General features: G+C 56.6%; 19 protein-coding genes. 9 read left to right on the plus strand and 10 right to left on the minus strand.

The genetic code is table 11. The annotated features are described in order from the left end of the window. Positions 1-21 precede the first annotated feature (21 nt). Positions 22-912, minus strand: a complete 891-nt coding sequence (locus GCU45_RS24410) for a carbohydrate ABC transporter permease (RefSeq protein ID WP_105441654.1) — start codon at positions 910-912, stop codon at positions 22-24. Between the two features lie 292 nt (positions 913-1,204). Between GCU45_RS24410 and GCU45_RS24415 the strand changes: the two genes are divergently transcribed. The 7 genes from GCU45_RS24415 to GCU45_RS24445 all read left to right on the plus strand — a co-directional run bounded on the left by GCU45_RS24415 (position 1,205) and on the right by GCU45_RS24445 (position 9,958). Then, positions 1,205-2,170 (plus strand): ABC transporter permease, encoded by a 966-nt coding sequence (locus tag GCU45_RS24415; RefSeq protein ID WP_373309525.1) that lies wholly within the window; start codon positions 1,205-1,207, stop codon positions 2,168-2,170. 77 nt (positions 2,171-2,247) lie between these two features. After that, entirely contained in the window at positions 2,248-3,777 is a 1,530-nt protein-coding gene (locus GCU45_RS24420) for an extracellular solute-binding protein (RefSeq protein WP_152401167.1), read from the plus strand. 162 nt (positions 3,778-3,939) lie between these two features. Further along, on the plus strand, positions 3,940-5,085 hold the full coding sequence (locus GCU45_RS24425; protein WP_152401169.1) for a glycoside hydrolase family 88/105 protein: 1,146 nt from the start codon (positions 3,940-3,942) through the stop codon (positions 5,083-5,085). Beyond that, positions 5,082-6,452 carry a glycoside hydrolase family 28 protein gene (locus tag GCU45_RS24430; protein WP_152401171.1) on the plus strand — a complete coding sequence of 457 codons (1,371 nt, stop codon included), beginning with the start codon at positions 5,082-5,084 and terminating at the stop codon, positions 6,450-6,452. Before GCU45_RS24425 ends, GCU45_RS24430 begins: the two co-directional genes overlap by 4 nt. 3 nt (positions 6,453-6,455) lie before the next feature. Further along, complete coding sequence (locus tag GCU45_RS24435; protein ID WP_152401174.1) at positions 6,456-7,346, plus strand: dienelactone hydrolase family protein; 891 nt, start codon at positions 6,456-6,458, stop codon at positions 7,344-7,346. A 36-nt stretch (positions 7,347-7,382) separates the two neighbouring features. Further along, a complete protein-coding gene (locus GCU45_RS24440) occupies positions 7,383-8,366 on the plus strand; it encodes a pectinesterase family protein (protein ID WP_152401176.1) in 984 nt (327 codons plus the stop codon). Continuing rightward, positions 8,363-9,958 carry a glycoside hydrolase family 43 protein gene (locus GCU45_RS24445; RefSeq protein WP_152401178.1) on the plus strand — a complete coding sequence of 532 codons (1,596 nt, stop codon included), beginning with the start codon at positions 8,363-8,365 and terminating at the stop codon, positions 9,956-9,958. Before GCU45_RS24440 ends, GCU45_RS24445 begins: the two co-directional genes overlap by 4 nt. Positions 9,959-10,028: 70 nt before the next feature. Here the strand turns inward: GCU45_RS24445 and GCU45_RS24450 are convergent, their stop codons facing one another. From GCU45_RS24450 to GCU45_RS24475, 6 genes are all read right to left on the minus strand, one after another. After that, on the minus strand, positions 10,029-11,138 hold the full coding sequence (locus GCU45_RS24450; protein WP_167527209.1) for a Ger(x)C family spore germination protein: 1,110 nt from the start codon (positions 11,136-11,138) through the stop codon (positions 10,029-10,031). Then, complete coding sequence (locus GCU45_RS24455) at positions 11,135-12,238, minus strand: GerAB/ArcD/ProY family transporter (RefSeq protein WP_152401181.1); 1,104 nt, start codon at positions 12,236-12,238, stop codon at positions 11,135-11,137. Before GCU45_RS24455 ends, GCU45_RS24450 begins: the two co-directional genes overlap by 4 nt. Further along, positions 12,235-13,683 (minus strand): spore germination protein, encoded by a 1,449-nt coding sequence (locus GCU45_RS24460; RefSeq protein WP_152401183.1) that lies wholly within the window; start codon positions 13,681-13,683, stop codon positions 12,235-12,237. The genes GCU45_RS24455 and GCU45_RS24460 overlap by 4 nt, the downstream gene beginning before the upstream one ends. Before the next feature lie 87 nt (positions 13,684-13,770). Further along, the gene (locus tag GCU45_RS24465) at positions 13,771-14,763 is read right to left on the minus strand and encodes a helix-turn-helix transcriptional regulator (protein ID WP_152401185.1); all 993 of its coding nucleotides are present in this window, start codon (positions 14,761-14,763) and stop codon (positions 13,771-13,773) included. A gap of 70 nt (positions 14,764-14,833) precedes the next feature. After that, positions 14,834-15,334 carry a DinB family protein gene (locus GCU45_RS24470; RefSeq protein ID WP_341874524.1) on the minus strand — a complete coding sequence of 167 codons (501 nt, stop codon included), beginning with the start codon at positions 15,332-15,334 and terminating at the stop codon, positions 14,834-14,836. Between the two features lie 125 nt (positions 15,335-15,459). After that, a complete protein-coding gene (locus GCU45_RS24475) occupies positions 15,460-16,032 on the minus strand; it encodes a TetR/AcrR family transcriptional regulator (RefSeq protein WP_152401187.1) in 573 nt (190 codons plus the stop codon). A gap of 158 nt (positions 16,033-16,190) precedes the next feature. Here GCU45_RS24475 and GCU45_RS24480 point away from each other — a divergent pair, with 158 nt between their 5' ends. Further along, positions 16,191-17,156, plus strand: coding sequence for an NADP-dependent oxidoreductase (locus GCU45_RS24480; RefSeq protein ID WP_152401189.1), 966 nt, complete (start codon positions 16,191-16,193; stop codon positions 17,154-17,156). A gap of 8 nt (positions 17,157-17,164) precedes the next feature. Here GCU45_RS24480 and GCU45_RS24485 read toward each other — a convergent pair whose 3' ends face one another. Continuing rightward, positions 17,165-18,625, minus strand: coding sequence for an MFS transporter (locus tag GCU45_RS24485; protein ID WP_208837067.1), 1,461 nt, complete (start codon positions 18,623-18,625; stop codon positions 17,165-17,167). Between the two features lie 89 nt (positions 18,626-18,714). On the opposite strand from GCU45_RS24485, the gene GCU45_RS24490 reads away from it, so the two are divergent. Further along, on the plus strand, positions 18,715-19,041 hold the full coding sequence (locus GCU45_RS24490) for an ArsR/SmtB family transcription factor (protein WP_167527210.1): 327 nt from the start codon (positions 18,715-18,717) through the stop codon (positions 19,039-19,041). Between the two features lie 126 nt (positions 19,042-19,167). On the opposite strand, the gene GCU45_RS24495 is transcribed toward GCU45_RS24490, so the two are convergent. Both GCU45_RS24495 and GCU45_RS24500 read right to left on the minus strand, forming a co-directional pair. Then, positions 19,168-20,529, minus strand: a complete 1,362-nt coding sequence (locus GCU45_RS24495; protein ID WP_152401193.1) for a sensor histidine kinase — start codon at positions 20,527-20,529, stop codon at positions 19,168-19,170. Next, a complete protein-coding gene (locus GCU45_RS24500; protein ID WP_076170323.1) occupies positions 20,519-21,208 on the minus strand; it encodes a response regulator in 690 nt (229 codons plus the stop codon). The genes GCU45_RS24495 and GCU45_RS24500 overlap by 11 nt, the downstream gene beginning before the upstream one ends. Positions 21,209-21,455: the final 247 nt, after the last annotated feature.

Consider the following 21,455-nt stretch of genomic DNA (forward strand, 5'->3'; position numbering starts at 1 on the left):
AATGCAAGACTTTGCTGTTCGTTACCCTTTGACCGAGCCGAGCAGCGCCCCTTTGACAAAATGCTTCTGCACGAACGGATACGCGATCAGCATCGGTACAGTCGCGATGACGATCACCGCCATTTTGATGGTCTGCGCCGGCGGAACGACATCCACGGACGTCCCTTCGGCCTGCATGCCGCTGGAGACGATGACGATCTGGCGGAGCAGCACCTGGATCGGCCACTTGGTCGAATCCGTCATGTACAGGATCGCATTCATATAGGTGTTCCAGTAAGCTACCGCATAGAACAGCGAAATGGTAGCAATGGATGGCAGGGCGAGCGGAAGCATAATTTTGAAGAAAACGCCAAAATCGTTGCATCCGTCAATTTTGGCCGATTCCTCGAGCGCGTCCGGAAGCGCCTGAAAAAAGTTTCTCATAATAATCAGGTTAAACGCGTTAATAGCGACCGGAAGGATGAGCGACCAGTAGGAGTCGATCAGTCCGAGGCTTTTGACGACGAGGAACGTCGGGATCATGCCGCCGCTGAACAGCATGGAGAATACGACGATGAAGTTGACGAAGCCCCGGCCGTAGAGATATCTCCTGGACAGGCCATAGGCCATGAGCGCCGTCAGGATCATGCTGACGATCGTGCCTACTACGGTGATCCCGATTGATACCCCCAGCCCTTTAAAAATCGTAGGCGTCGATAAAATGTACTTATAAGCATCGAGAGAGAACGTCGTCGGAAACAGAATGAATTTTTTGGCCACGACTTCCTGGGTGGAAGCGAAGGAGCTCGCAATCACGTTTACAAAAGGCAGCAGGCAAATGAGGGAAATCAGAATGAGCAGGAGGCTGTTTACGACGGTAAACAGGCGGCTGCCGAAAGACTCTTTTCTACGCAAAGCTGTGGATGGTGTCATACGCGGGTATCCTCCTTGTAATCGTTTACAGTTAGACTGTACCAAGCGCACCAGGTTACGTATATAATCAGCTCCTGAGGTGTTGTCCGGCAGGGGGGAGAGCGGGGAATCCGCGGCTGTCACCCGGATAATCATCAGCTTCAATCCGTAATCATCAGCTGAGATGCGGAAGGCGGAAATGGCGCCGTTATGCGGTTTTATGGCCGGTGTCAATGAAATGATTATGTACGGAATTCCCAAAACGGCCTAAGCTGGAGTCGTAACAGGAAACGCTTACAAGGAGGTCGACCTGGTGAAGGACTCGAACACGGCCGTCATGAACATGAATGTCAAACCGGCCAGGAAGGTACGGACGGACACCGCTCTGGACCGTATCAAACGTCACAAGCTGCTGTACCTGATGATTTTGCCCGGCGTGTTGTATTTCATCATCTTTAAGTATCTGCCGATGGGCGGTCTCGTCATTGCCTTTCAGGATTACCAGCCTTTCAAGGGGATCACGGGCAGCCCTTGGGTCGGAATGAAGCACTTTGTCCGCTTGTTTACAGAACCGACGTTCTTCATGCTTCTGCGCAACACGCTGATTCTGTTTGCACTCAACATCGTGATCTTTTTTCCGCTTCCCATTATATTGGCGCTGATGCTGAATGAGGTCAGGCACCGGCTGTTCAAAAACTGGGTACAGACCATCATCTACATCCCGCACTTTATGTCCTGGGTCATCATCGTCTCCATTACCTACGTATTCCTCACCGTGGACGGAGGCGTGCTGAATGAGCTGATCGCCAGGCTGGGCGGGCACAAAATCAGCTTCCTGACCGCTCCCGAATGGCTGCGCACCGTGTACATCGGGCAGATCATCTGGAAGGAGCTCGGCTGGTCCACCATTATTTATCTGTCTGCGATCACGGTGGTGGACACTCAGCTGTACGAAGCAGCCGAAATGGACGGAGCCGGACGGTTCCGCAAAACGTGGCACGTGACGCTGCCGGCGATCCGACCGGTCATCATCACCCTGCTCATTCTCAAGATCGGCAGCACGCTTGATCTGGGGTTCGAGCATATGTACCTGCTGCTCAATTCGCTGAACCGCGAGGTGGCCGAAATTTTCGACACCTACATCTATACGGCGGGACTGAAGAACGGACAGCTGAGCTTCAGTACAACGGTAGGCTTGTTCAAGGGCTTGGTGGGACTTGTGCTGGTCATGGCATCCAACCGGCTGGCGAAGAAGTTCGGCGAGGACGGCGTGTACTAATCAAGGCACGGCGGGTGTGGGATCCATCCACGGATGTGGGATCAATCCAAAGGATAATAGAAAAGGGGAAATGGCACATGAAACCAATGGTAAGCAAGATGGCTGCGTTTACGCTGGTCTGCGGGCTGCTGCTCTCGGCCTGCGGCGGGGGAGGCGGCAAGGGGGAAACGGCCCAGGGCTCGGGAGGCAGCGCTGCGGCAGGTGACGAGAAGACGACGATTACGTGGCTGAACATTTTGCACACGGCGTCGCCGCCGACCGATACGGTGCTGAACAAAATTGAGGAGAAGACCGGGACGGATATCAAATTTTCGTGGATTCCGGATGCTTCCAAGGAAGAACGCATCAATACGTCGCTGGCGTCCGATTCCCTGGCGGATATCGTTACGCTCACCATTCTCGACAATTCCTCCGTGCGCAACGCCCTGAAGTCTGGCATGTTCTGGGAGGTTGAACCGTTCCTGGACGAGTTCCCGAACCTGGCGAAAATTTCGCAGGATATGCGGAGATCGGCTTCGATCGACGGCAAGCTGTACGGCGTGCCTTTCCAGAAGGATCTCGCCCGCAACGGCGTCGTCATCCGCAAGGACTGGCTCGATAAGCTTGGACTGTCCGTGCCGAAGACGACCGATGAGCTGATGAACGTCGCCAAAGCGTTCACCGAGCAGGACCCGGACGGCAACGGACAGAAGGATACGACGGGCTTCATGGACCGGAGCGATCTGATCTACGGCGCCTTTAAGACGCTGGGGTCATACTTCGGCACGCCGAATAACTGGCAGGTGACGGATGACGGGAAAATGATCCCCGAATTCGAAACCGAAGGGTACGTCAAAACGATGGATTACATGAAGACACTGTACGAAAAAGGATATATCAATCAAGACTTTGCGGTGACCGCCAAGACCGACCAACAGCAAAAATTCGCCCAGGGCAAAGCCGGAATTTACGTCGGCGCCCTGTTTGACGGGAAGAACCTCTTGAATATGGCCAAGGGCGTTCAGGATAACATGCAGCTCGCCCTGGTCAACAACATTACATCGACAGGCAACGAAAGCGACCGCGCGATTTGGGCGGCGAACAACGGAATCGGCGGACTGCTGGCTTTCCCGAAATCCGAAGTGAAGGATGAAGCCGAGCTGAAGCGCGTTCTGAAATTCGTCAACGACCTGATGGACGACGATGTGTACGCCCTCATGACTTACGGAATCGAAGGCGTCCATTATACCGTGGATGCGAATGACGCGGTTACGATTACCAATACCGATTTGTGGCAGCAGGAAGTGCAGCCGTTTGCCTCTTCCCGTCCGAGCGAAACGGGCTACAAAATCCATGACGCCGATCCGCTGAAGGCCGAGGCCGACAAGCTGATCAAGGAAAATGCAAAATACGGGGTGCTGAACCCGGCATATTCCCTGGAATCCGAAACGTACACGACACAGGGCTCTGAGCTGCAAAAGATCATCACCGATGCGACTTACAAATACATTCTCGGCAAAATCAACCTGGACGAATTCAAAGCTGCGGTGGAGAACTGGAAGAAATCCGGCGGCAGCAAAATTATCGAGGAATATGAGGCCGCTTACAAAGCCACTCAGCAAAAATAACGGCTGAGCCATACGCTAGGAGACGGCAACAGGTCCTATCCCGCCTGCATGGGGGTTAGGACTGTGTTTTTTCCAAGACGGCAGGGTGTAAAAAAAGCAATCCCCGGCGAAGATGGAAATTTTATCAGAGAAAGCCGGAAATTTTATCCGAGGAGGATCAGCATGCAGACATTCAACGCGGCGCAGCGCATGGCCGAGTCCATCATGGCACGGACGCCGAAGCTGTACGAGGGTAAGGGATATGAAGGCAAGTGGTCGTATGATTACGGCGTGGTGCTCAAGGGCTTCGAGCTGCTCTGGAAGCAGACGGGAGACCGCCGGTATTGGGATTATATCCGGGACAACATGGACCATTTTATTCAGGAAGACGGGAGCATCCGCGGGTACAGCCCCGAAGAATACAACATCGACCATATCAACAACGGCAAGCTGCTGTTCACCCTGTACCGGGAGACGGGGGAGGAAAAGTACAAGCAGGCCGCCGGGCTGCTGCGATCCCAGCTGGCTTCCCATCCCCGGACGTCGGAAGGGGCATTCTGGCATAAAGAAATTTATCCTTACCAGATTTGGCTGGACGGCCTGTATATGGGCTCGCCTTTCTACTTGGAATATTTGCTGACGTTTGAAGACGGGACGGGACTGGACGACGTGACGAAGCAGTTCAAGCTGTGCGAGCTCCATACGAAGGATGAGGCCACCGGGCTCTTGTATCACGCCTGGGACGAGAAAAAAGCCCAGCCGTGGTGCGACCCGGCCACCGGCTTATCTCCAAATTTCTGGGGAAGATCCCTTGGCTGGTTCGTCATGGCGCTGGCGGACAGCCTGGAACTGCTGCCGGCAAGCCATCCCGATTATCCGGAGCTGAAGCGCATGCTGAGCGATACGCTGCGTGCGCTGAGATCCTATCAGGATCCGGGCAGCGGCGTCTGGTACCAGGTGGTCAATGAGGGCGGCCGCAAGGGGAATTACTTGGAGGCCTCGGCTTCCAGCATGATCACCTATGCCATCGCGAAAGGGCTTCGCCTCGGCGTGCTTGCACCGCAGGAATGGCAGGACAGCCTAGACAGAGCGTATCGGGGGCTGCTGGAGGAGTTTGTGCTGGAGACGAAGGAAGGCTGGCTGAACCTGAACAAAAACTGCCAGGTGGCCGGGCTGGGCGGAGCCGACCGGCGCGACGGCACGTACGCCTATTACATCAGCGAGCCGATCATCACCAACGACCAGAAGGGGCTGGGGGCGTTTCTGCAGGCCTGCGGCGAATACGAGGCCAGGATTCCGGCCGCTGCGGCGAAAGGAGAACAGCCATGAGCGGGTACAGCATCACCGAGTTCGGGGCGGTGCCCGGCGGCGCCGAGCCGGCGACCCGGGCCATCGCTGCGGCGATCGAGGCAGCGGATGCCGCGGGCGGCGGGACTGTGTTCGTCCCCGCAGGCACGTACCTGACCGGGGCCATCCTCCTGCGCAGCAACATCGAGCTGAGGCTGGACCCGGGGGCGGTCCTGTCCTTCAGCACCGATCCGGCGGATTATCCGGTCGTGACTTCCCGCTGGGAAGGGGTGCTGCGTGAGGTGCACGCCTCCTGTGTGTACGGACACGGGCTGAAGAACGTGTCCATTACCGGCAGCGGCACGCTGGATGGCAACGGCCAGCCCTGGTGGGACAAGATGCGCAGCCGCCCGGAGGAGCTGACCCACCCCCGGCCGAAGTTGATCAGCCTCGACCGCTGCACCCGGGTGACAATCCGCGACGTCACGCTGATCAACTCCCCGAGCTGGACGGTCAATCCGATTCTCTGCGACAACGTGACGATCGACAACGTCTCGATTTACAATCCCGCGGATTCACCGAATACTGACGGCATCGACCCGGAGTCGTGCCAGAACGTGCGGATCAGCGGCTGCCACATCGACGTCGGCGATGACTGCATCGCCATCAAGGCCGGTACGGAGGACACGGCGCAGCGGGTACCATGCGAGAACATCACGATCACGAACTGTACGATGATCCACGGCCACGGCGGCGTCGTGCTTGGCAGCGAAATGAGCGGGGACATCCGGAATGTCGTGATCAGCAACTGCATCTTTAAGCACACCGACCGCGGCATCCGGCTGAAATCGCGGCGGGGGCGCGGAGGAACGGTGGAGGATATCCGGGTCAGCGGCATCGTCATGGAGGAAGTCATCTGCCCGTTCATTTTGAACCTGTATTATTTTTGCGGACCGCGGGGCAAGGACAAGTACGTCTGGGATAAGCGGCCTTATCCGGTCACCCTGGAAACGCCGACGTTCCGGCGGATTCACTTTTCGAATATTACCGCAAGAAACGTACATGCGGCGGCAGGGTTTGTTTATGGTCTTGCGGAAAGGTATATTTCGGAATTAACGTTTGCCGACATCGATATTTCCATGGCGGAGAACCCCGTTCCGGGGCGTCCGGCCATGATGTCCGGCATCCAGGATATGAAAGCGCGCGGCTTTTATTTAGGCAATGTGAGGGACATTCGGTTTGACCGGGTCACGGTTGGCGGCCACGAAGGGCCGGCTTTCTACGTCGAGAACGGTGAAGATGTGGAATGGCAGCAGTGCCGGTCAAAGGATACGAAGGTGCCGGAACAGCTTGTAAAACAGGTAAGCGTAGTTCCGCAAGAGGAGGATCTCAGCGAAGAGGAGGTTTAACCAATGATGAGGGAACGGTTGAAGAAGCTGCTGGGCGATATGCCGGAGGACCGGCCTATCCAGGCGGAGCTGCTCAAGCAGGAAGAGAAGGACGGGTACAGGCTGGAGACGCTGCTGCTGGATTTAAACGGACTGGAACGGGTGCCCGCCTATGTCGCACTTCCTATCGACGGAGAGGGTCCCTATCCTCTCGTCGTTTTCAATCACTCGCATGGCGGCAATTACACAAACGGACGCAGGGAGCTGATCAGCGGCAGCTCGTATTTGCAGCAGCCGTCTTTTGCCAGCACACTGACAGGTATGGGTTATGCCGTTTGCTGTATCGACATGTGGGGCTTCCATGAGCGGTCGGGTAAGACGGAGAGCGAAATCGTCAAGGAAATGTTATGGCAGGGGCGCGTCATGTGGGGCATGATGCTGTATGACAACCGGCGGATGCTGGATTACATGTGCTCCAGGGAAGATATCGATGCCTCGCGGGTCGCGACCCTCGGCATGTCCATGGGCGGGATGATGGCTTGGTGGCTGGCGGCGCTGGACGAGCGGATCAAGGTGACCGTGGACATCTGCGGACAGGTGGATGCGCATACCTTGATGAAGAAGCGCGGGCTGGATCACCACGGCTTCTACTACTACGTTCCGGGCTTGCTGAAGCACTTCACGACGCTGGAAATCCAAGCCATGATCGCCCCGCGGCCAAGGATGAGCCTGACCGGGCGCACCGACCGGCTGACACCGGAGGAAGGCGTCGTGCTGCTGGCCGAAGGCCTGCGGGAGGTATACCGGGCCGCCGGACAGGAGGAGCATTGGCAGACGGTCATGACCGGCGGCGGCCATATGGAGACGGCTGAAATGCGGGCCCGCTGGCAGGGATTTTTGGCGGAACACTTGTAAGCAATGGCCGCAGCCCGAAACGAAAGGGGGAAGGTCATGATTGTAGGAAAGCTGGACCACTGCGATTATCCGACGATTCAGGAAGCGGTGGATGCGTTGGAGAAGCAAGATCCGCAGCGGCCCGAAACCCTGTACATCCTGTCGGGTGTCTATGAGGAAGCGGTACGGATATACCGGTCCGATCTGGCCGTGATCGGCATCGGATATGTGGAAATCACGAAGGGCCGGTATGCCAAGGAACTGGACGAGGACGGGAATGAGATTGGCACATTTGCAACGCCGACGCTGTTCCTTGGCGGCCGACGGCTGCTGATCGAGAATTTGGTCGTGACCAATTCGGCCGGGCAGGGCGAGGACATCGGCCAGGCCGTGGCGGTCTACGCGCACTGCGACGAAACGGTTTTTCGCTACTGCACCTTTAAAGGGCACCAGGACACGCTGTTTACCGGACCGCTTCCGCCTGCGCCCAAGCATGGCGGCGTGTTTGGAGGAATCCCGCTCCGGGAGTATCACCGAGAGTACCGCCAGGTGTACGAATACTGCCGTATCGAAGGGACGGTGGATTTTATATTCGGCGGCGCGGCCGCCTTCTTTGACCGCTGCGAGATTCGCAGCCTGCGCCATTCGGGCGGGCATGCCGGTTATATCGCCGCGGCTTCTACTCCCGCGGGGCAGGAATACGGGTATGTCTTTAACCTCTGTTATTTGACGGCAGAGCCCGGCGTATCGGGCGTGTATCTGGGAAGGCCGTGGCGCGAATATGCACGCACTGACTACGTCGACTGCCGGATGGGCGGACATATCGAACCGCTGGGCTGGGACGACTGGAACGATCCGGGGCGGCGGCTGACGGCCAGGTACCGGGAATTCGGCACCCGCTTTGATCCGGCAGCACCGGCTCCGGGAGGACAGCGGGCCGGGTGGGCGGTCTATCAGGAGACGCTGGAAGGGGCTCCGCAGAAGGAGCAAGTTTTTGCCGGAACGGACTTTTGGAAGCGAAAAGGAGAGGGAAGAGCATGACCATATCCACCCAAACGGGAACCATTCGAAACCCGGTGCTGCCGGGCTTTAATCCGGATCCGTGCATCGTGCGGGCAAAGGACACTTATTATATCGCGGTGTCTTCCTTCGAGTGGCTCCCTGGCGTAAGGGTATATGCCTCCAAGGATTTGGCGGTATGGGAGCACTGCACCGACGTGCTGACCGATCAGGTCGACCTGCGGGGAAATCCGAAGAACTGCAGCATCTGGGCGCCTCAGCTCAGCTACCATGACGGGTTGTTTTACCTCATTTATACCGATGTGAAAAGCACCAAACGCCCATTTAAAGACGTTCACAATTATTTGATTACGGCGCCTTCGATTCACGGGCCTTGGTCCGAGCCGGTCTATCTGAACAGCAGCGGCTTCGATCCGAGCCTGTATCATGACGAAGATGGGCGGAAATGGCTGCTGAACGAAATCTGGGATTACCGTATTCCGGAAGGGAATAAATCGAGCGGCATCGTTATTCAGCAGTATGATCCGCAGCAGCAGAAGCTAGTTGGTAAACCGTTCAAGCTGTTTGACGGGACGGATCTGAAGAAGACCGAAGCGCCGCATATCTATAAGCATCAAGGCTATTACTACCTGGTTACGGCCGAAGGCGGCACCGGGAGCGGCCATGCCGTGACGGTAGCCCGTTCCCGCAGCTTGATGGGCCCTTACGAAGTGGACCCCCGCAATCCGATGCTGACCTCCCGGGACAACCCGGAGCTCCTGCTGCAGTGTGCCGGCCACGGCAGCCTGATCCAGACGCCGCAAGGGGAATGGTACATGGCCCATTTGTGCACGCGTCCGGTTGAAGGCCAGTACGCGCTCCTTGGCCGGGAAACGGCACTGCAGCAGGTGTACTGGGACGAGGAAGGCTGGCTTCGCCTGACCGCCGGTGGGAATTCCCCGCAGATGGAGGTCCCGCGTCCGAAAGGGATCACGCCGGCAGAGGTCAAGACGGCCGCTGAACGGAGCTTGTTTGAGGATACCTTTGACGGACCGGAGCTTGCCAAAGCCTGGAATACGCTCCGCATACCGGCGGACCCATCCTGGTGCTCGCTGTCGGAGCGCCGGGGGTATCTCCGCCTGCATTCCGGGGAATCGCCGCAAAGCCTGTTTCATCACCACATTGTGGCCGTCCGGCAGGCGGATATCCATTTCCGGGCCGAGACGTCGCTGGAGTTCGAGCCAGCAAGCTATTTGCAGATGGCCGGGCTGATGCTTTATTTGAACGATGAAAATTATTTGTATGCTTATGTGACGCAGGACGAAGAGCTGGGCAAGGTGATCCGGCTCATGCGCTGCGCGGATGATGCGTTCACCGTTATTCCGGACATGATTCCGGTGAATGCCGGGGAAACCGTTCAATTGGCCGTGGAAGTCCAAGGCATCCGCGGACGGTTCTATGGCCGGTTCAGCCCGGGGCAGGATTGGGTCCCGCTGTTTGAAGAACAGGACATCCGCTTCCTCTGCGGCGGCTTCACCGGCAACTTTGTCGGTATCGCTGTCCATGATATGCAGACCTTTGGGGGAAGCTATGCGGACTTTTCCCATTTTCGCTATACGGGAATTGAAGCATAGAAGAGCAGGGATGATCGGTAATGATAAAACAGGGGTTGCTTCTATTGTGAAGCAGCCCCTGTTTCGTTTCCTACTTTTCCTTGGACGGATTAATGAACGGCCTGCGTCTCAGCTGAAGGCCCGTGTTTTTCAGCTCGGAATCCAGCTTGAACTCCAGGGTCGCTTTCGAGTACAGCTTGGACCACCGGTCGTATTGGCTGGGCGGGACCTTTCCTCTGAAGCGGTTGCCAAGCCCAAAAATGTCGGATTCCTGCGCCTGCGTCATCCGGAATACAGCGGCTGCCCGCTGCTCAATCAGGCGGTTAATGGAAGCTTCCAGATGCTTTGCCTTGATGTCGATCCCGCGGGCGGAATCCATGAGGGTCATCGAGAGCTTGGCATGAATGCGGATGACGGGCTTGCCATTGTTCATGTCCGTGTCGATATCGGCACTCGAATTCAGAATTTTAAGGTTCATTTTATCCGCGGTTTCGATTTCGAAGGGGGACATCTTGCTCGTAACGATTTCGTAAATCAGGGTTTCCTCCGGAGAGATCATGCCGACCATGGCGTCATTTCTAAAGAATGCATTGCCCGCGACTCGGAATATCGTTTCGGAATCCGTCACCAATACAGGCACGAGGCATTCCTCGAGCGGATCATAGTAACCTCTGAAAATTTCCCATAGCGATACGACGTTTTTTTGTGAGGTTCCGCCGGCATAGCGTTCAAAAAACAGCTTCGTGTAGATACCCGAGAGCTCGCCCGTCGGGTTGGGACGTTCAAATATCGACTTCATGCCGCCTGTCGTAATCGCAATTAACGAATCCAGAGGAACGGTCCGGTCCCTGATCGTGAATTCCAAATAGGGCATGAATCCTTTCTTAGCCAGTGCCTGATCCAGAAAGATCGACTGGTTCTGCGACATATCCAGGCTTTTGGGCAGCCTTAACCGGAGCTGGTCTATGGCTTCAATCACGGTGCTGCCTTCCTGCTTGATGACGAAAAAATCCTTATGGGCTCCGTCCTGCGACTGAGGGAGTGGGAACCTCATCCAGACCCGCACCCGGTCACCGTCGGCCGGCTCGATACCGATCGCGGTCTCGAGGAGCCGGTTGTCGACATCTTTGACATCCCAGCAGCCGGGGAGGAAGAGAAGCAGGCATAAGATGGCCAGGCATCGGGCTGCGCGTCTGCTCATTGGCGGGCCCTCATCTTGTTGGAAATGAAGGACTTGACCAGCACAGCCATAGGAAAGCCATACATTAAGTAGAGGCGTAGAACCGTATCCCACTCCACGGCTCTTTCGACCCATTCCCATGAAGGAATAAGCCGGATGGCGGCGTATGCCGTGACTCCTGCCAGCACATACAGCAGCTTTTCGTTCCAGCTGGGAAATACCGCCTTGATTGCCGTTACGATGCAGTTCAGGATCAGGGCAAGCAATAAAAACAAATAGAGGATGGAGCTGACGATAAATACGGCGGTTAAATTTTCGATCACCAACCAGTAATAGCTTACCGAGTCCATTTTGCTGATATAAGGAAGCGTCAAAATTCTTGACATCTCCGGACTAAACGTCAGCGCCGGCTGATAGACGGAGGCGGCCAGTAAAGGCAGAAAACAGAGCGCAGCCACGGTATAAGGCCGCCACAGCTTCTTCGGCTGTTTGGCGTATCTGCCGCAAGCCGCATAGTAAAGATAGCCGGCCCAAATGAAGGATGTCGTGTAGAATTTCGGGCTGGTCAGAAAATCCCCATTGGTATAGAGCCACGGTTTGCCCAGATTAAAATCGAGATCACCAAATCCCAGCAACACGAGCCCGACGGACAGCGGAAAGCTGACAAGCAGAAACAGGACGGAAGCGCGGATAATCGAACCGATTCCCCCGAAAGCCAGAAAGACGCCAATAAAGATCATCCCGTCCAAAAACCACTGCGGCGTGCTGTGAAGGATCGTCATCGAGATGATCTCGCTGTGAGCCCGGACGATGATCACCATGGCGCTCCACATAAACCAAAGCAGCGGAACGATAAAAAGAATGACCCCCGGCCACCCAAGTACGCGCTTTGTAATCGTATAAGCGTCTTTTCCTTGATGCAGCGCGAGGACCCGGCTGAACAGCCAGGCTCCCAGCAGTCCGAGCAGCATCCAGATCAGGATTGGGATCCAGTAGCTCTGGGTGGTGGATTGCAGGACGAGCCAAGGGTACACATGAAAAGAGATCGCCCCGAATACCATCATCTGCAGGACGAAGTATTGGGGCATGGAGATCTTCAGTTCCTCGTTCGATGGATTCATTGTCTCGACCCTCTTCCGAAGGTAATCCAGTAGCTGAGTGAAAATTTGCGGGAACCGCCGATCAGCCCAAGACTCATAGACCGGATCCGGGCACCGGGACCGATCGGAGTCAAATAGGAGACGCCGAACGATTGGATGCGGGAAAGGCAGATGACCAGAATGGCAAAGCAGATGAATATGCCGAGAATTCCGATGACGCTGGCCCCGGCGAGCGTGAAATATTTCAAAATCCGCTGAACCAGGCCCATCTGATAATCCACGACGATAAAATTGGTCAGCGCCGTCGTTGCGACGATGATCACCAGCAAATTGCTCACAATATTCGCTTGAATGATCGCCTGTCCCAGCACCACCCCGCCAACCATCGTAACGGTGGAGCTGATCGACCTTGGCAGGCGTATGCCGGCCTCAACGATGCAGTCCAGAAGAAACAGCATGATGAGGGACTCGATCCACACGGGATAAGGGACCCCTTCCCTGCTGCCGGCCGCGGCCAGACTGATCTCCAGACGGTTGAGATCAATGTTTACCGAAGTGACCGCCACGTAGAAGGCGGGCAAAAACAGGTTGATCATGAGTGCGATGAACCGCAGCCACCTTAAAAATAATGCGATCAGCGGCGTCAAATATTGATCTTCGGGGGATTCCCAGAAATCAAAGAAGGACCCCGGGGCGATGATCGAAAACGGCGTTCCGTCCATCAAGACGACAATCTTGCCGTTTAACAGGGAGGCCGTTACCCGGTCCGGGCGTTCCGTCGTGACGGCGGCAGGGAAGAGGCGGGAGGATCCGGGGTTCATGAACCGCAGCAGTTCGCCGGATTCCTGGATCCCGTCTGCTTGGATGGCGCTGATTTGACCGCAGGTGTATTGGACGAGACCCGGATCGGTCACCCCTTCCAGGTAAACCACGCCCACCTTCGTATTGGTCAGATCTCCGACGCTGGTCTCCCAAATTTTCAAACGGGAGGTTTGCATCCGCTGGCGTATGAGGGAGATATTGGTTTGATAGTTCTCGATAAAACCGTACATCGGCCCCTGAATTACGTTCTCCGTCTGCGGCTGTTGCAGCCCCCGCTGCTGCGGATTTTCTGTTGCCAGAATCAGGCCGTTGGCAGACTCCGCAGTGCACAGCACGGTTTTGCCGGCACATACCGCTTTTTCGCAAGCGGAAAAATCACCAGCCGAATAGCTGGTGCCATAATAACTGTGCAGTGTGGTCAGGACACCATCCTGCGGCTGCCGGTTCACATTGAATATGAAATGATCGGAGCCGACAAGCGTCGTAAGGTACAGCAAATACAGCTTGCCGGCGTCCGATTCACCGATGCAGACGGCCTGGAAGTCGGCCGCGTGCTGAAAAGCCTCCTGGAGCCGGGGAAGAAGAAATTCAGAGGACGTATGCTGGAGATGCTGAAGCATCGTTGCACCTTTGCTGAGTTCCACGGTCGATCATCCTTTGCATGACACTTTGCCTTCGATCACCCTAATTATTCCAATTACTGCATCAAATTATGCAGGAGGATGGTGAGGTTACTCTGAAGGCAATCCTGACAGCATCGATCCGTAGTGTTCCGCGATTCCCCGGCTGACTTCGGCCATACGCAGCACCAGCGATTCCGGTTCGGCGATGGTCAGCGCTTTTCCGTAGGGAAGAAGAAAGTAGGGGACGTATGAATGCAGGGAGGAGGAATCAAGCCGGTATACCGCCTCCCCTGGGCTTCGCTCAATCAGTGCATGTCCGAGCAGCCAGTGCTGCTTCAGTTCGTTCAGGACGTGATCGTGAGCCTGAATCCGGACCGTAACCAGGGAAGGATCGCCAGCCGGGTCCGGCAGCAGCTGTTCCAGCAGAACGTCCTTGGCCGAAAAGTTCTCGGGGCGCTCAAAATGCCGATCCGTCACGTCCAGGCTCACAATCCGGTCAACGCGGAAGTTCCGCAAATCCTTGCGGAGATGGCAGTATCCGGTGGTGTACCATTGCCCTTTCCAATGGATGATGCTGTAAGGATCGAACTCCCGTACCGACCCGGTTCCGGAATCTCCATTGGAGCCGCCGTACACCATCCGGAGGGTCTGCCTTTGTCCAGCGGCTTCCTCAAGGCATTGCAGCCGCCCTTTTTGCTCCGAATCGATGGGCGGCTGAAGGACGGACAGCCCGCTGCTGTGGCGTTCAATTTGCGTGAGCTGCTTCTCGTTCGTATACCGTTTCAGTTTATCCACGGCCCTGCCAAGGGCATCGGTGTGAGGATACCCTGCCTCCTGGGCAAACACCGAAGCATGGACGAGGGCTTTCTGCTCCTCCGCATCGAACATGAGCGGCGAGTCGGCAAAGGTCCCAAGGATTTGGAATCCTCCGTTCGGGCCGGAATCCGCAATGATCGGGACGCCGCTTGCGCAGAGCGAATCAATGCACCGGTACACTGTGCGGACATGGATCTCCAGCTCGTCGGCAAGCTGCTGCGCCGTCATTTTTTTGCCGGACCGGAGCATCCAGAGGATCGAGAGCATGTTATCAGCTTTGGACATCGGAGAAATCCTTTCGTAAAAGAGAGTTACCCGGGATACGATCCCGGGTATCAGCTCCATTGTAACGCGTCTAGGCGAGCGGTTCCATTCCTTGTTCCACCCATGAATCGTAAGTCGGACCGTACAAATCCGGCAGCTTCAATCCAGCCTGCCGCATCAGGACGGTCATCTGTCCGCGGTGGTGGGCTTGGTGCATGAGGGTAAAGCGCAGCGAACCTCCGTTGTTCCACTCCTGGCCGGCGATGGTTTGCGTCTCCAGAAGCTTGGCGTCCGTCCACTGCGTCTCGACCGCTTGGAGAATGGCCCGGCTGACCCGCTCGTACTGGCCGGCAAGCGCAGCGGCCGATTTTTTCACTTCGTCACTGTTATCGGGTGCATCAAACGCCAGCCCGAGCGATGTCATATAATGAACGGATTCCACGAGATGCCATGCCAGCCCGCCCAGGGTCCGGTGCTTGTCCGTTATGGCCTGCCCGAGCGATTCATCGGTCAGCGCGTTCATGATCTTCTGGGTCATTTCCGCTTCGTTGGTCCATTCCGCTGCAAAATCTTTAATGCTTGTAAACATCATGCATTCCTCCATTTTTTTGAAGTTTTGTTCGGTTTATTAGCAGTATACACAAAAATCACTGACAGTCTCGGTCAGTGATTTTTTGGAATGCTGCTGTATGTATTTATTTTTAATGTGGGCAACCACTAAGCCGTTCCTCGAAGGATCAACTGGACAATATAACTGGCCGTTTCTTCTGCGGGGCACGCAGCTGTTCCTCTGCTCCATTCGAGGGCGGCGCCGTAAAGGGTCCAACTGGCCGCAAGGGCTACGGTATCCAATGGAACGTTCCAGCCGAAATCCTCCGGTTTGAGCCGCTGCAGCCAGGCCGTGAGCAGTGATTTGATTTCCTGCTGCATCGTTCGTTCAAAGACAGGATTGATCGTTTCCACCGGACTGCAGCGACCGTGAAGGGACCGGAAATGCTCAAGGAGGTTCACGGCCAGCATCTGAAGATGATCGCTGTTCCATCCGGCATCCGGGGACAGATGCTGCTGCAGGCGGGTATGGAGCTTATCACGGATCGATTGTTCCAGCAGGGCGTATTTGTCTGGATAATGCGAATAAAAGGTGCCCCTATTGACATCCGCACGTTCGGCAATATTTCCAACCGTCATGGCGGTAAAGCCCTTTTCTTTCATCAGCTCAGCGAACGACTGCTTCAGCAGATTCTCCGAGCGCCTGCTTCGCCGGTCTTGCGGAACGCCTCTGTTTTCCATGCATGTGCCGCCTCCTTTATACCTATGTAATATTCAACAATGAGGCTCAGATGTCGGATAACGGTCAAATGCGAATGATTGACGATTTTCTCCGGCCCGTGTTTTCCCTATTGTAGGGGGTGGCAGGAAAAGAATCAATCCATGGAGGTAAGGTGAACATGCCTGGTTATCAGCGAAAAGAAACCATGAAAGCGATCCGGTATCACCGGCACGGAGGGCCGGAAGTGCTGCAGTATGAAGATGTTCCGGTTCCGTTAGTCAACGAGCGCGAAGTGTTGGTCCGCGTGCATGCGGCATCGATCAATCCGGGAGATTGGCAGATCCGCTCGGGGATGGCGGGAGACCGTTTTCCGCTGCCGTATATTCCCGGGTGGGATATTTCCGGCACCGTCGAAGAGGTCGGAGCGGGCGTCACGTCTCTGCGGGTCGGTGACGAGGTTTTTGGCATGACGGCGAACAGCGGCGCGTGTGCGGAATATGCTGTCCTGCCTGCAGCGCAGCTTGCACGAAAGCCCCGCAGCATCAGCCATGAAGCGGCGGCTGCCCTTCCGCAGTCGGCCTGTGCGGCCTGGAACGCGCTGTTCGTTCAAGGAGGCCTGAAGGCTGGCCAAAGGGTGCTGATCAACGGTGCATCCGGCGGCGTCGGCCACTTCGCCGTGCAGCTCGCCAAATGGAAGGGAGCCGAGGTGATCGGCGTGGCTTCCGGGAGAAATGAAGCATTTTTGCGTGAGCTTGGGGCAGATCAATTTGCTGATTATTTGTCTGGATCATGGACTCGGGCTGTTGATCCGGTCCGGCTTGTGGTCGACACGGTCGGCGGAACCGAAGGAAACCGGCTCTTGGAGGTGATCACGCCCGGAGGATCACTGGTTCCGGTCACATGGGGGAATTATGACACCGATCAGGCAGCCGCCGGGCAGATTGACGTTCATGAAGTTGCGATGCTGCCGGTCACGACAGCGGATTTGGACCGGATATCCCGTTTAGTGGAGGAAGGGCAGCTTCGAGCGGTCATCGACCGGATGTTTCCTTTAAAAGAGACCGCCCTGGCTCATGAGCTCAGCGAAAGCCGGCGAGCCAGGGGGAAGATCATTATTCGTGTAAGCAGCGCGGCGGATCGATAAAAACACCCTTATTTTTTTCGCGGAAGGAACAAGGCTGCGACTCCCCCGATGATCATCCCGGCGGCAGCCAGATACATGGCGGTGCGGACGCCTGCTGCCTGCGCGACCAGAAGCGAGCCGCCGCTTTGACCGGCGATACCGGAATTGGCGATGAAGATCAGGAAGGCCATGCCGATGGCGTTGCCGATATTCAGCGTCGTCGAGGCCATACCCGAGGCCACGCCCTGCTCCGATGGAGCCACGCCCGCGGAAGCGGTGATCCACATGCCGGTCCATACGACGCCCTGGCCGAGGCCGGAAATGATCAATCCGGGCACGATAAGCAGATATCCGGAGTCGGCATACGCCCCCAGCGGGATGAGGGCGGTGCCCGCGATGCCGATCATGATGCCGGTCAGAATCGTGCTGCGCATGCCGTAGCGCGTGGCAAGCCTTTCGCCCCATTGGGTTCCAAGGGCAATGGATAGCGATGGCACGATAAAGGCAAGTCCGGTTTGCAGGGCATTGAATTGATGCACATTCTGGAACAGTACCGTCAGGAAGTAGGGGATGGCTCCGAAGGTACCCATGTAAAGAAAGGTAATGATCATGCCTGTGACCAGGCTCCGTCTCCGGAGAAGACGCGGCGGCATCAGCGGATTGGAGGTGCGGTTTTCGATCCAGGCAAAAGTGAGAAATAACACCAGGGACAGAAGGGCGCATATCAGGATGCCGGCGGAGCCCCACCCTGCCTCAGGTCCTTGAACGAGGCAATACACGAGCAAAGTCGCAGCGCCGGTAAAGCTCAGCGCACCGGGCAGATCGAAGCTGCCTTTTCCGGATTGGACGGAGTCCCGCGGAATGGCAGCGAGTGCCGCCAGAGCTGCACCTCCGGCAAACAATACGTTAACGAAGAAGACGGCTTCCCACCCTATGGCGTTCGTCAGAATGCCGCCGAGGAGAGAGCCCAAGGTCAATCCGCTGGCTCCCGCTCCGCCCCAGACTGCGAGGGCTCGGTTGCGCTTAGGTCCTTCTTCATACAGCCGGTTGATAAGGGATAGGGTCGCCGGAAAAAGAAAAGCGGCTCCGATACCTTGCAGCGCTCGGGCCAGGATAATGACCAGCGGACTCCATGCCAGCCCTCCAAGCAAGGAGGCCAGCGCGAACAGGAGCAGTGCTGATATGAACATCCTTTTTTGCCCGAGCTGGTCTGCGGCACGTCCGCCAAGAAGGAGGAAGCCGCCGCAGAAAATCGTATAGGCGCTGACGACCCACTGAAGGGATTGTTCCGAAAAGCCCAGTGCTCGGCCCACTTCGGGGAGCGCAACAAAGACGATATTAATGTCAAGAGAGTAGATCAGCTGGGCGAAAGCAAGGATGGCCAGGCTCCAGCCCAAGGCTTTCTTTGACATCGCCGGTGTGGCCGCAGAATGGGCAGCGGTAATGACCTCGCCCCTTGGACTTGCTGACAACGGGTCTCGTGATGACACGCGAAAAGCACCTCATTTCAAAATGTTTTGAAATGATTATATTTCAACAAAAATTGAAATGTCAATACAGAGCGTGTATAATATTTTCTATGAGATCCCATTACGAAACCGAGATGGCCAAAGCGGCCAAAGCACTCAGCGACCCGATCCGGATGAAAATTTTGGTGATGATTAAAATGGGCAGGCAGCCGGATTTCCAGTCTCCTGTCTGTACGTTCGAGCCTGGGGCCGTATGCCCCGCGGACCTGCAGCTTAAGCTGGGAGACGTGTCGCCGTCCAAGCTGTCCTACCATTTGAAAGAGCTTAAGGATGAGGGGTATATCAAGGAATGCAGGGAGGGAAAACGGCATTATTATTCACTTCAGCCGGAACGGCTGAAACAGTTCACGAAAGATTTAAGCTGGCTGTATGAATAGGAAAGCGGAGCGGGGGTTTGGAAACAGATCAGCTGGTGCCTGCCCCTTATCCGTAAGCACCAACAACCCCCGACAGTGTCGGGGGTTGTTTCGATTTGAGGCAAGACAGAGAGCAGTCAGTTGCGTTCAGGCGTCCCCCTCCCGCCTGTATGGCAGCCGGACCCGGAACGTGGTCCCTTCGCCCGGTGAGCTCTCGGCATCGATGGTGCCTTGATGCGCCGCAACGAATTCCTTGGCGATGGCGAGCCCAAGCCCCATTCCGCCGCTGTGCCGCGAGCGGGAAGCATCGGCCCGGTAGAAGCGGTCGAAGAGGTTCGGGAGATGCTCGGGGGCGATGCCGGTGCCGGTGTCCTTCACCGCGATCTCCAGCCATGGCCGTCCGTTTGCATCCTGTGTCTCCGACAGGATCACTTGGATCGAACCGCCATGCGGCGTATGCCGGACGGCATTGGTCAGCAGGTTGAGAAAGACCTGGGTTATCCGGCCGGAGTCTACCGGGATTTCCGTGGAGCCGGCTTGGCTCACCAGCGTCATGGCAATGCCGGCATCCTGCGCGCGGGGCAGAAGCCGCTCGAGCGTCTGCTCCAGCAGGGCACGGGCGTCCGTCCGGCTGAACTCAAACGACAGCTTGCCTGCCTCAGCCAGTGAGAGCTGATGCAGGTCGTCCACGAGCCGGGTGAGCCGGATCAGTTCATCCTGCAGCGGAAGCAGCTGCTCGGGTTCGATCGCTTCGCCTTGCTGCTGCAGCATATCCATCTTTCCCCTCATGATGGAGAGGGGAGTTCGCAGCTCATGCGCGACGTCAGCCACGAGATTGCGCCTCGCATCCTCGGCCCGGCCCAGCTGCAGGGACATCCGGTTGAAGGCGGATGCGACCTCGCCATACTCATCTTTAGTCGTGACCGGAACCTGTACCCCATGCCGGCCTTCCTTAATCTGCTCGATCGCAGAAACCAGCCGGCGAAGCGGGGAAGTCAGACGGCGGGAGATCCAATAGGCAGCCAGCAGGGCATCAACAATGAATACCACCGCGCTGACGATCAGCAGAAAGCCAACGCCATGTGATATGCCCAGCTTCACCTTGGAGATCACGCTGATTTCTGGATCGTAGTATCGGAAAGACCCGACGTCCCGTCCATTCGTCTCGATGCGGTATTCTACCCCGAGCCCCCTGATCATGGGCTCGGCCACGCTGCCGAAGATGGCAAGCTTCCTGTCGTGGACGTCGTACAAGATCAGGCCGCTGTCCTGAACTTCTTCCAGTAAGTCGCCAGGGGCCAGCTTCTCAACACCGTTCCAGGAACCACCGTGCCGATCATAATATTCGGCGAGCGTATGCGACAGGCGGCTGATTTGCTCTTGGTCGGAGGACGGTGTCAGCTCGCCTAGCAGCCCGTGCACGACTGCGTTTGTGATCAGCATAAACGTCAGGCTCATGACCAGGATAAAGGCGGCCATGGCCCAAAACAGTTTCCGGCTAACGTTCACGGCGGTCACCGAACCGGTATCCGAATCCGTACACGGTGTTAATAAACACCGGGTTGGACGGATCGTCCTCGATCTTTTTGCGGATCCGGCTGATGTGGGCGTCCGCGGTCCGCTCGTCGTTCAGCAGGTCGTCATCGACCGCAGCCAGCAACTGCAGGCGGCTGTATACGATGCCCGGCCGCGAAGCCAGGGTGGCGAGCATTTTGAATTCGGTCGGGGTCAGCAGAACTTCCTCCCCGCGTTTCCACACCCGGCACTGCGCCTCGGATATCGTTAAATCTCCCCGCACGATCCGGTCATCCGGAGTCTCGTCCCCATGGATTCTCCGGAGGACCGAGCGTATTCGTGCGACCAGCTCCCGGAGGGAGAAGGGCTTCGTCAAATAATCGTCGGCGCCGACCTCCAGCCCGATGATTTTATCCGTTTCTTCCACTCTGGCGGTCAGCATGATGATTCCCAGCTTCGGCAGCTTCCGCAGCTCCCGGCACACGTCAATGCCGCTCATTCCCGGCATCATCCAGTCGAGGACGACCAGGGACGGCTTCCGTTCGCCAGCGATCCGGAGCGCTTCCCGGCCGGATAAAGCCGTGATCGTCTCGTATCCCTCCTGCTGGAGAAACGGCTCCATAAAGGCCAGCACTTCCTTTTCATCATCGACAAGCAGCAGAGTATGCGTCATGTGTTCATTCTCCTTTATCTCGAGAGCCTTGGGCCGTTGCAGCCTTTCCGGCTTTTATCCCCCTCATTATATACCGGTTCCCGCGGATGCGGGGACAATTCACCAAAGCCGTAAGGAACCGCAACAAGTTCGCAACATTCCTGAAGGACAACCCCCGACAACCCCACCATAGACCCGGGAAAAAGCCGCAAATATCCGGATGCATTTTCATCGCAACAGCAAGAGAACTTCACAGGTTCACAACAAG

This window comes from Paenibacillus cellulositrophicus, from assembly GCF_009363095.1.
In the GTDB taxonomy this organism is placed as follows: Bacteria; Bacillota; Bacilli; order Paenibacillales; family Paenibacillaceae; genus Paenibacillus_AQ; species Paenibacillus_AQ favisporus.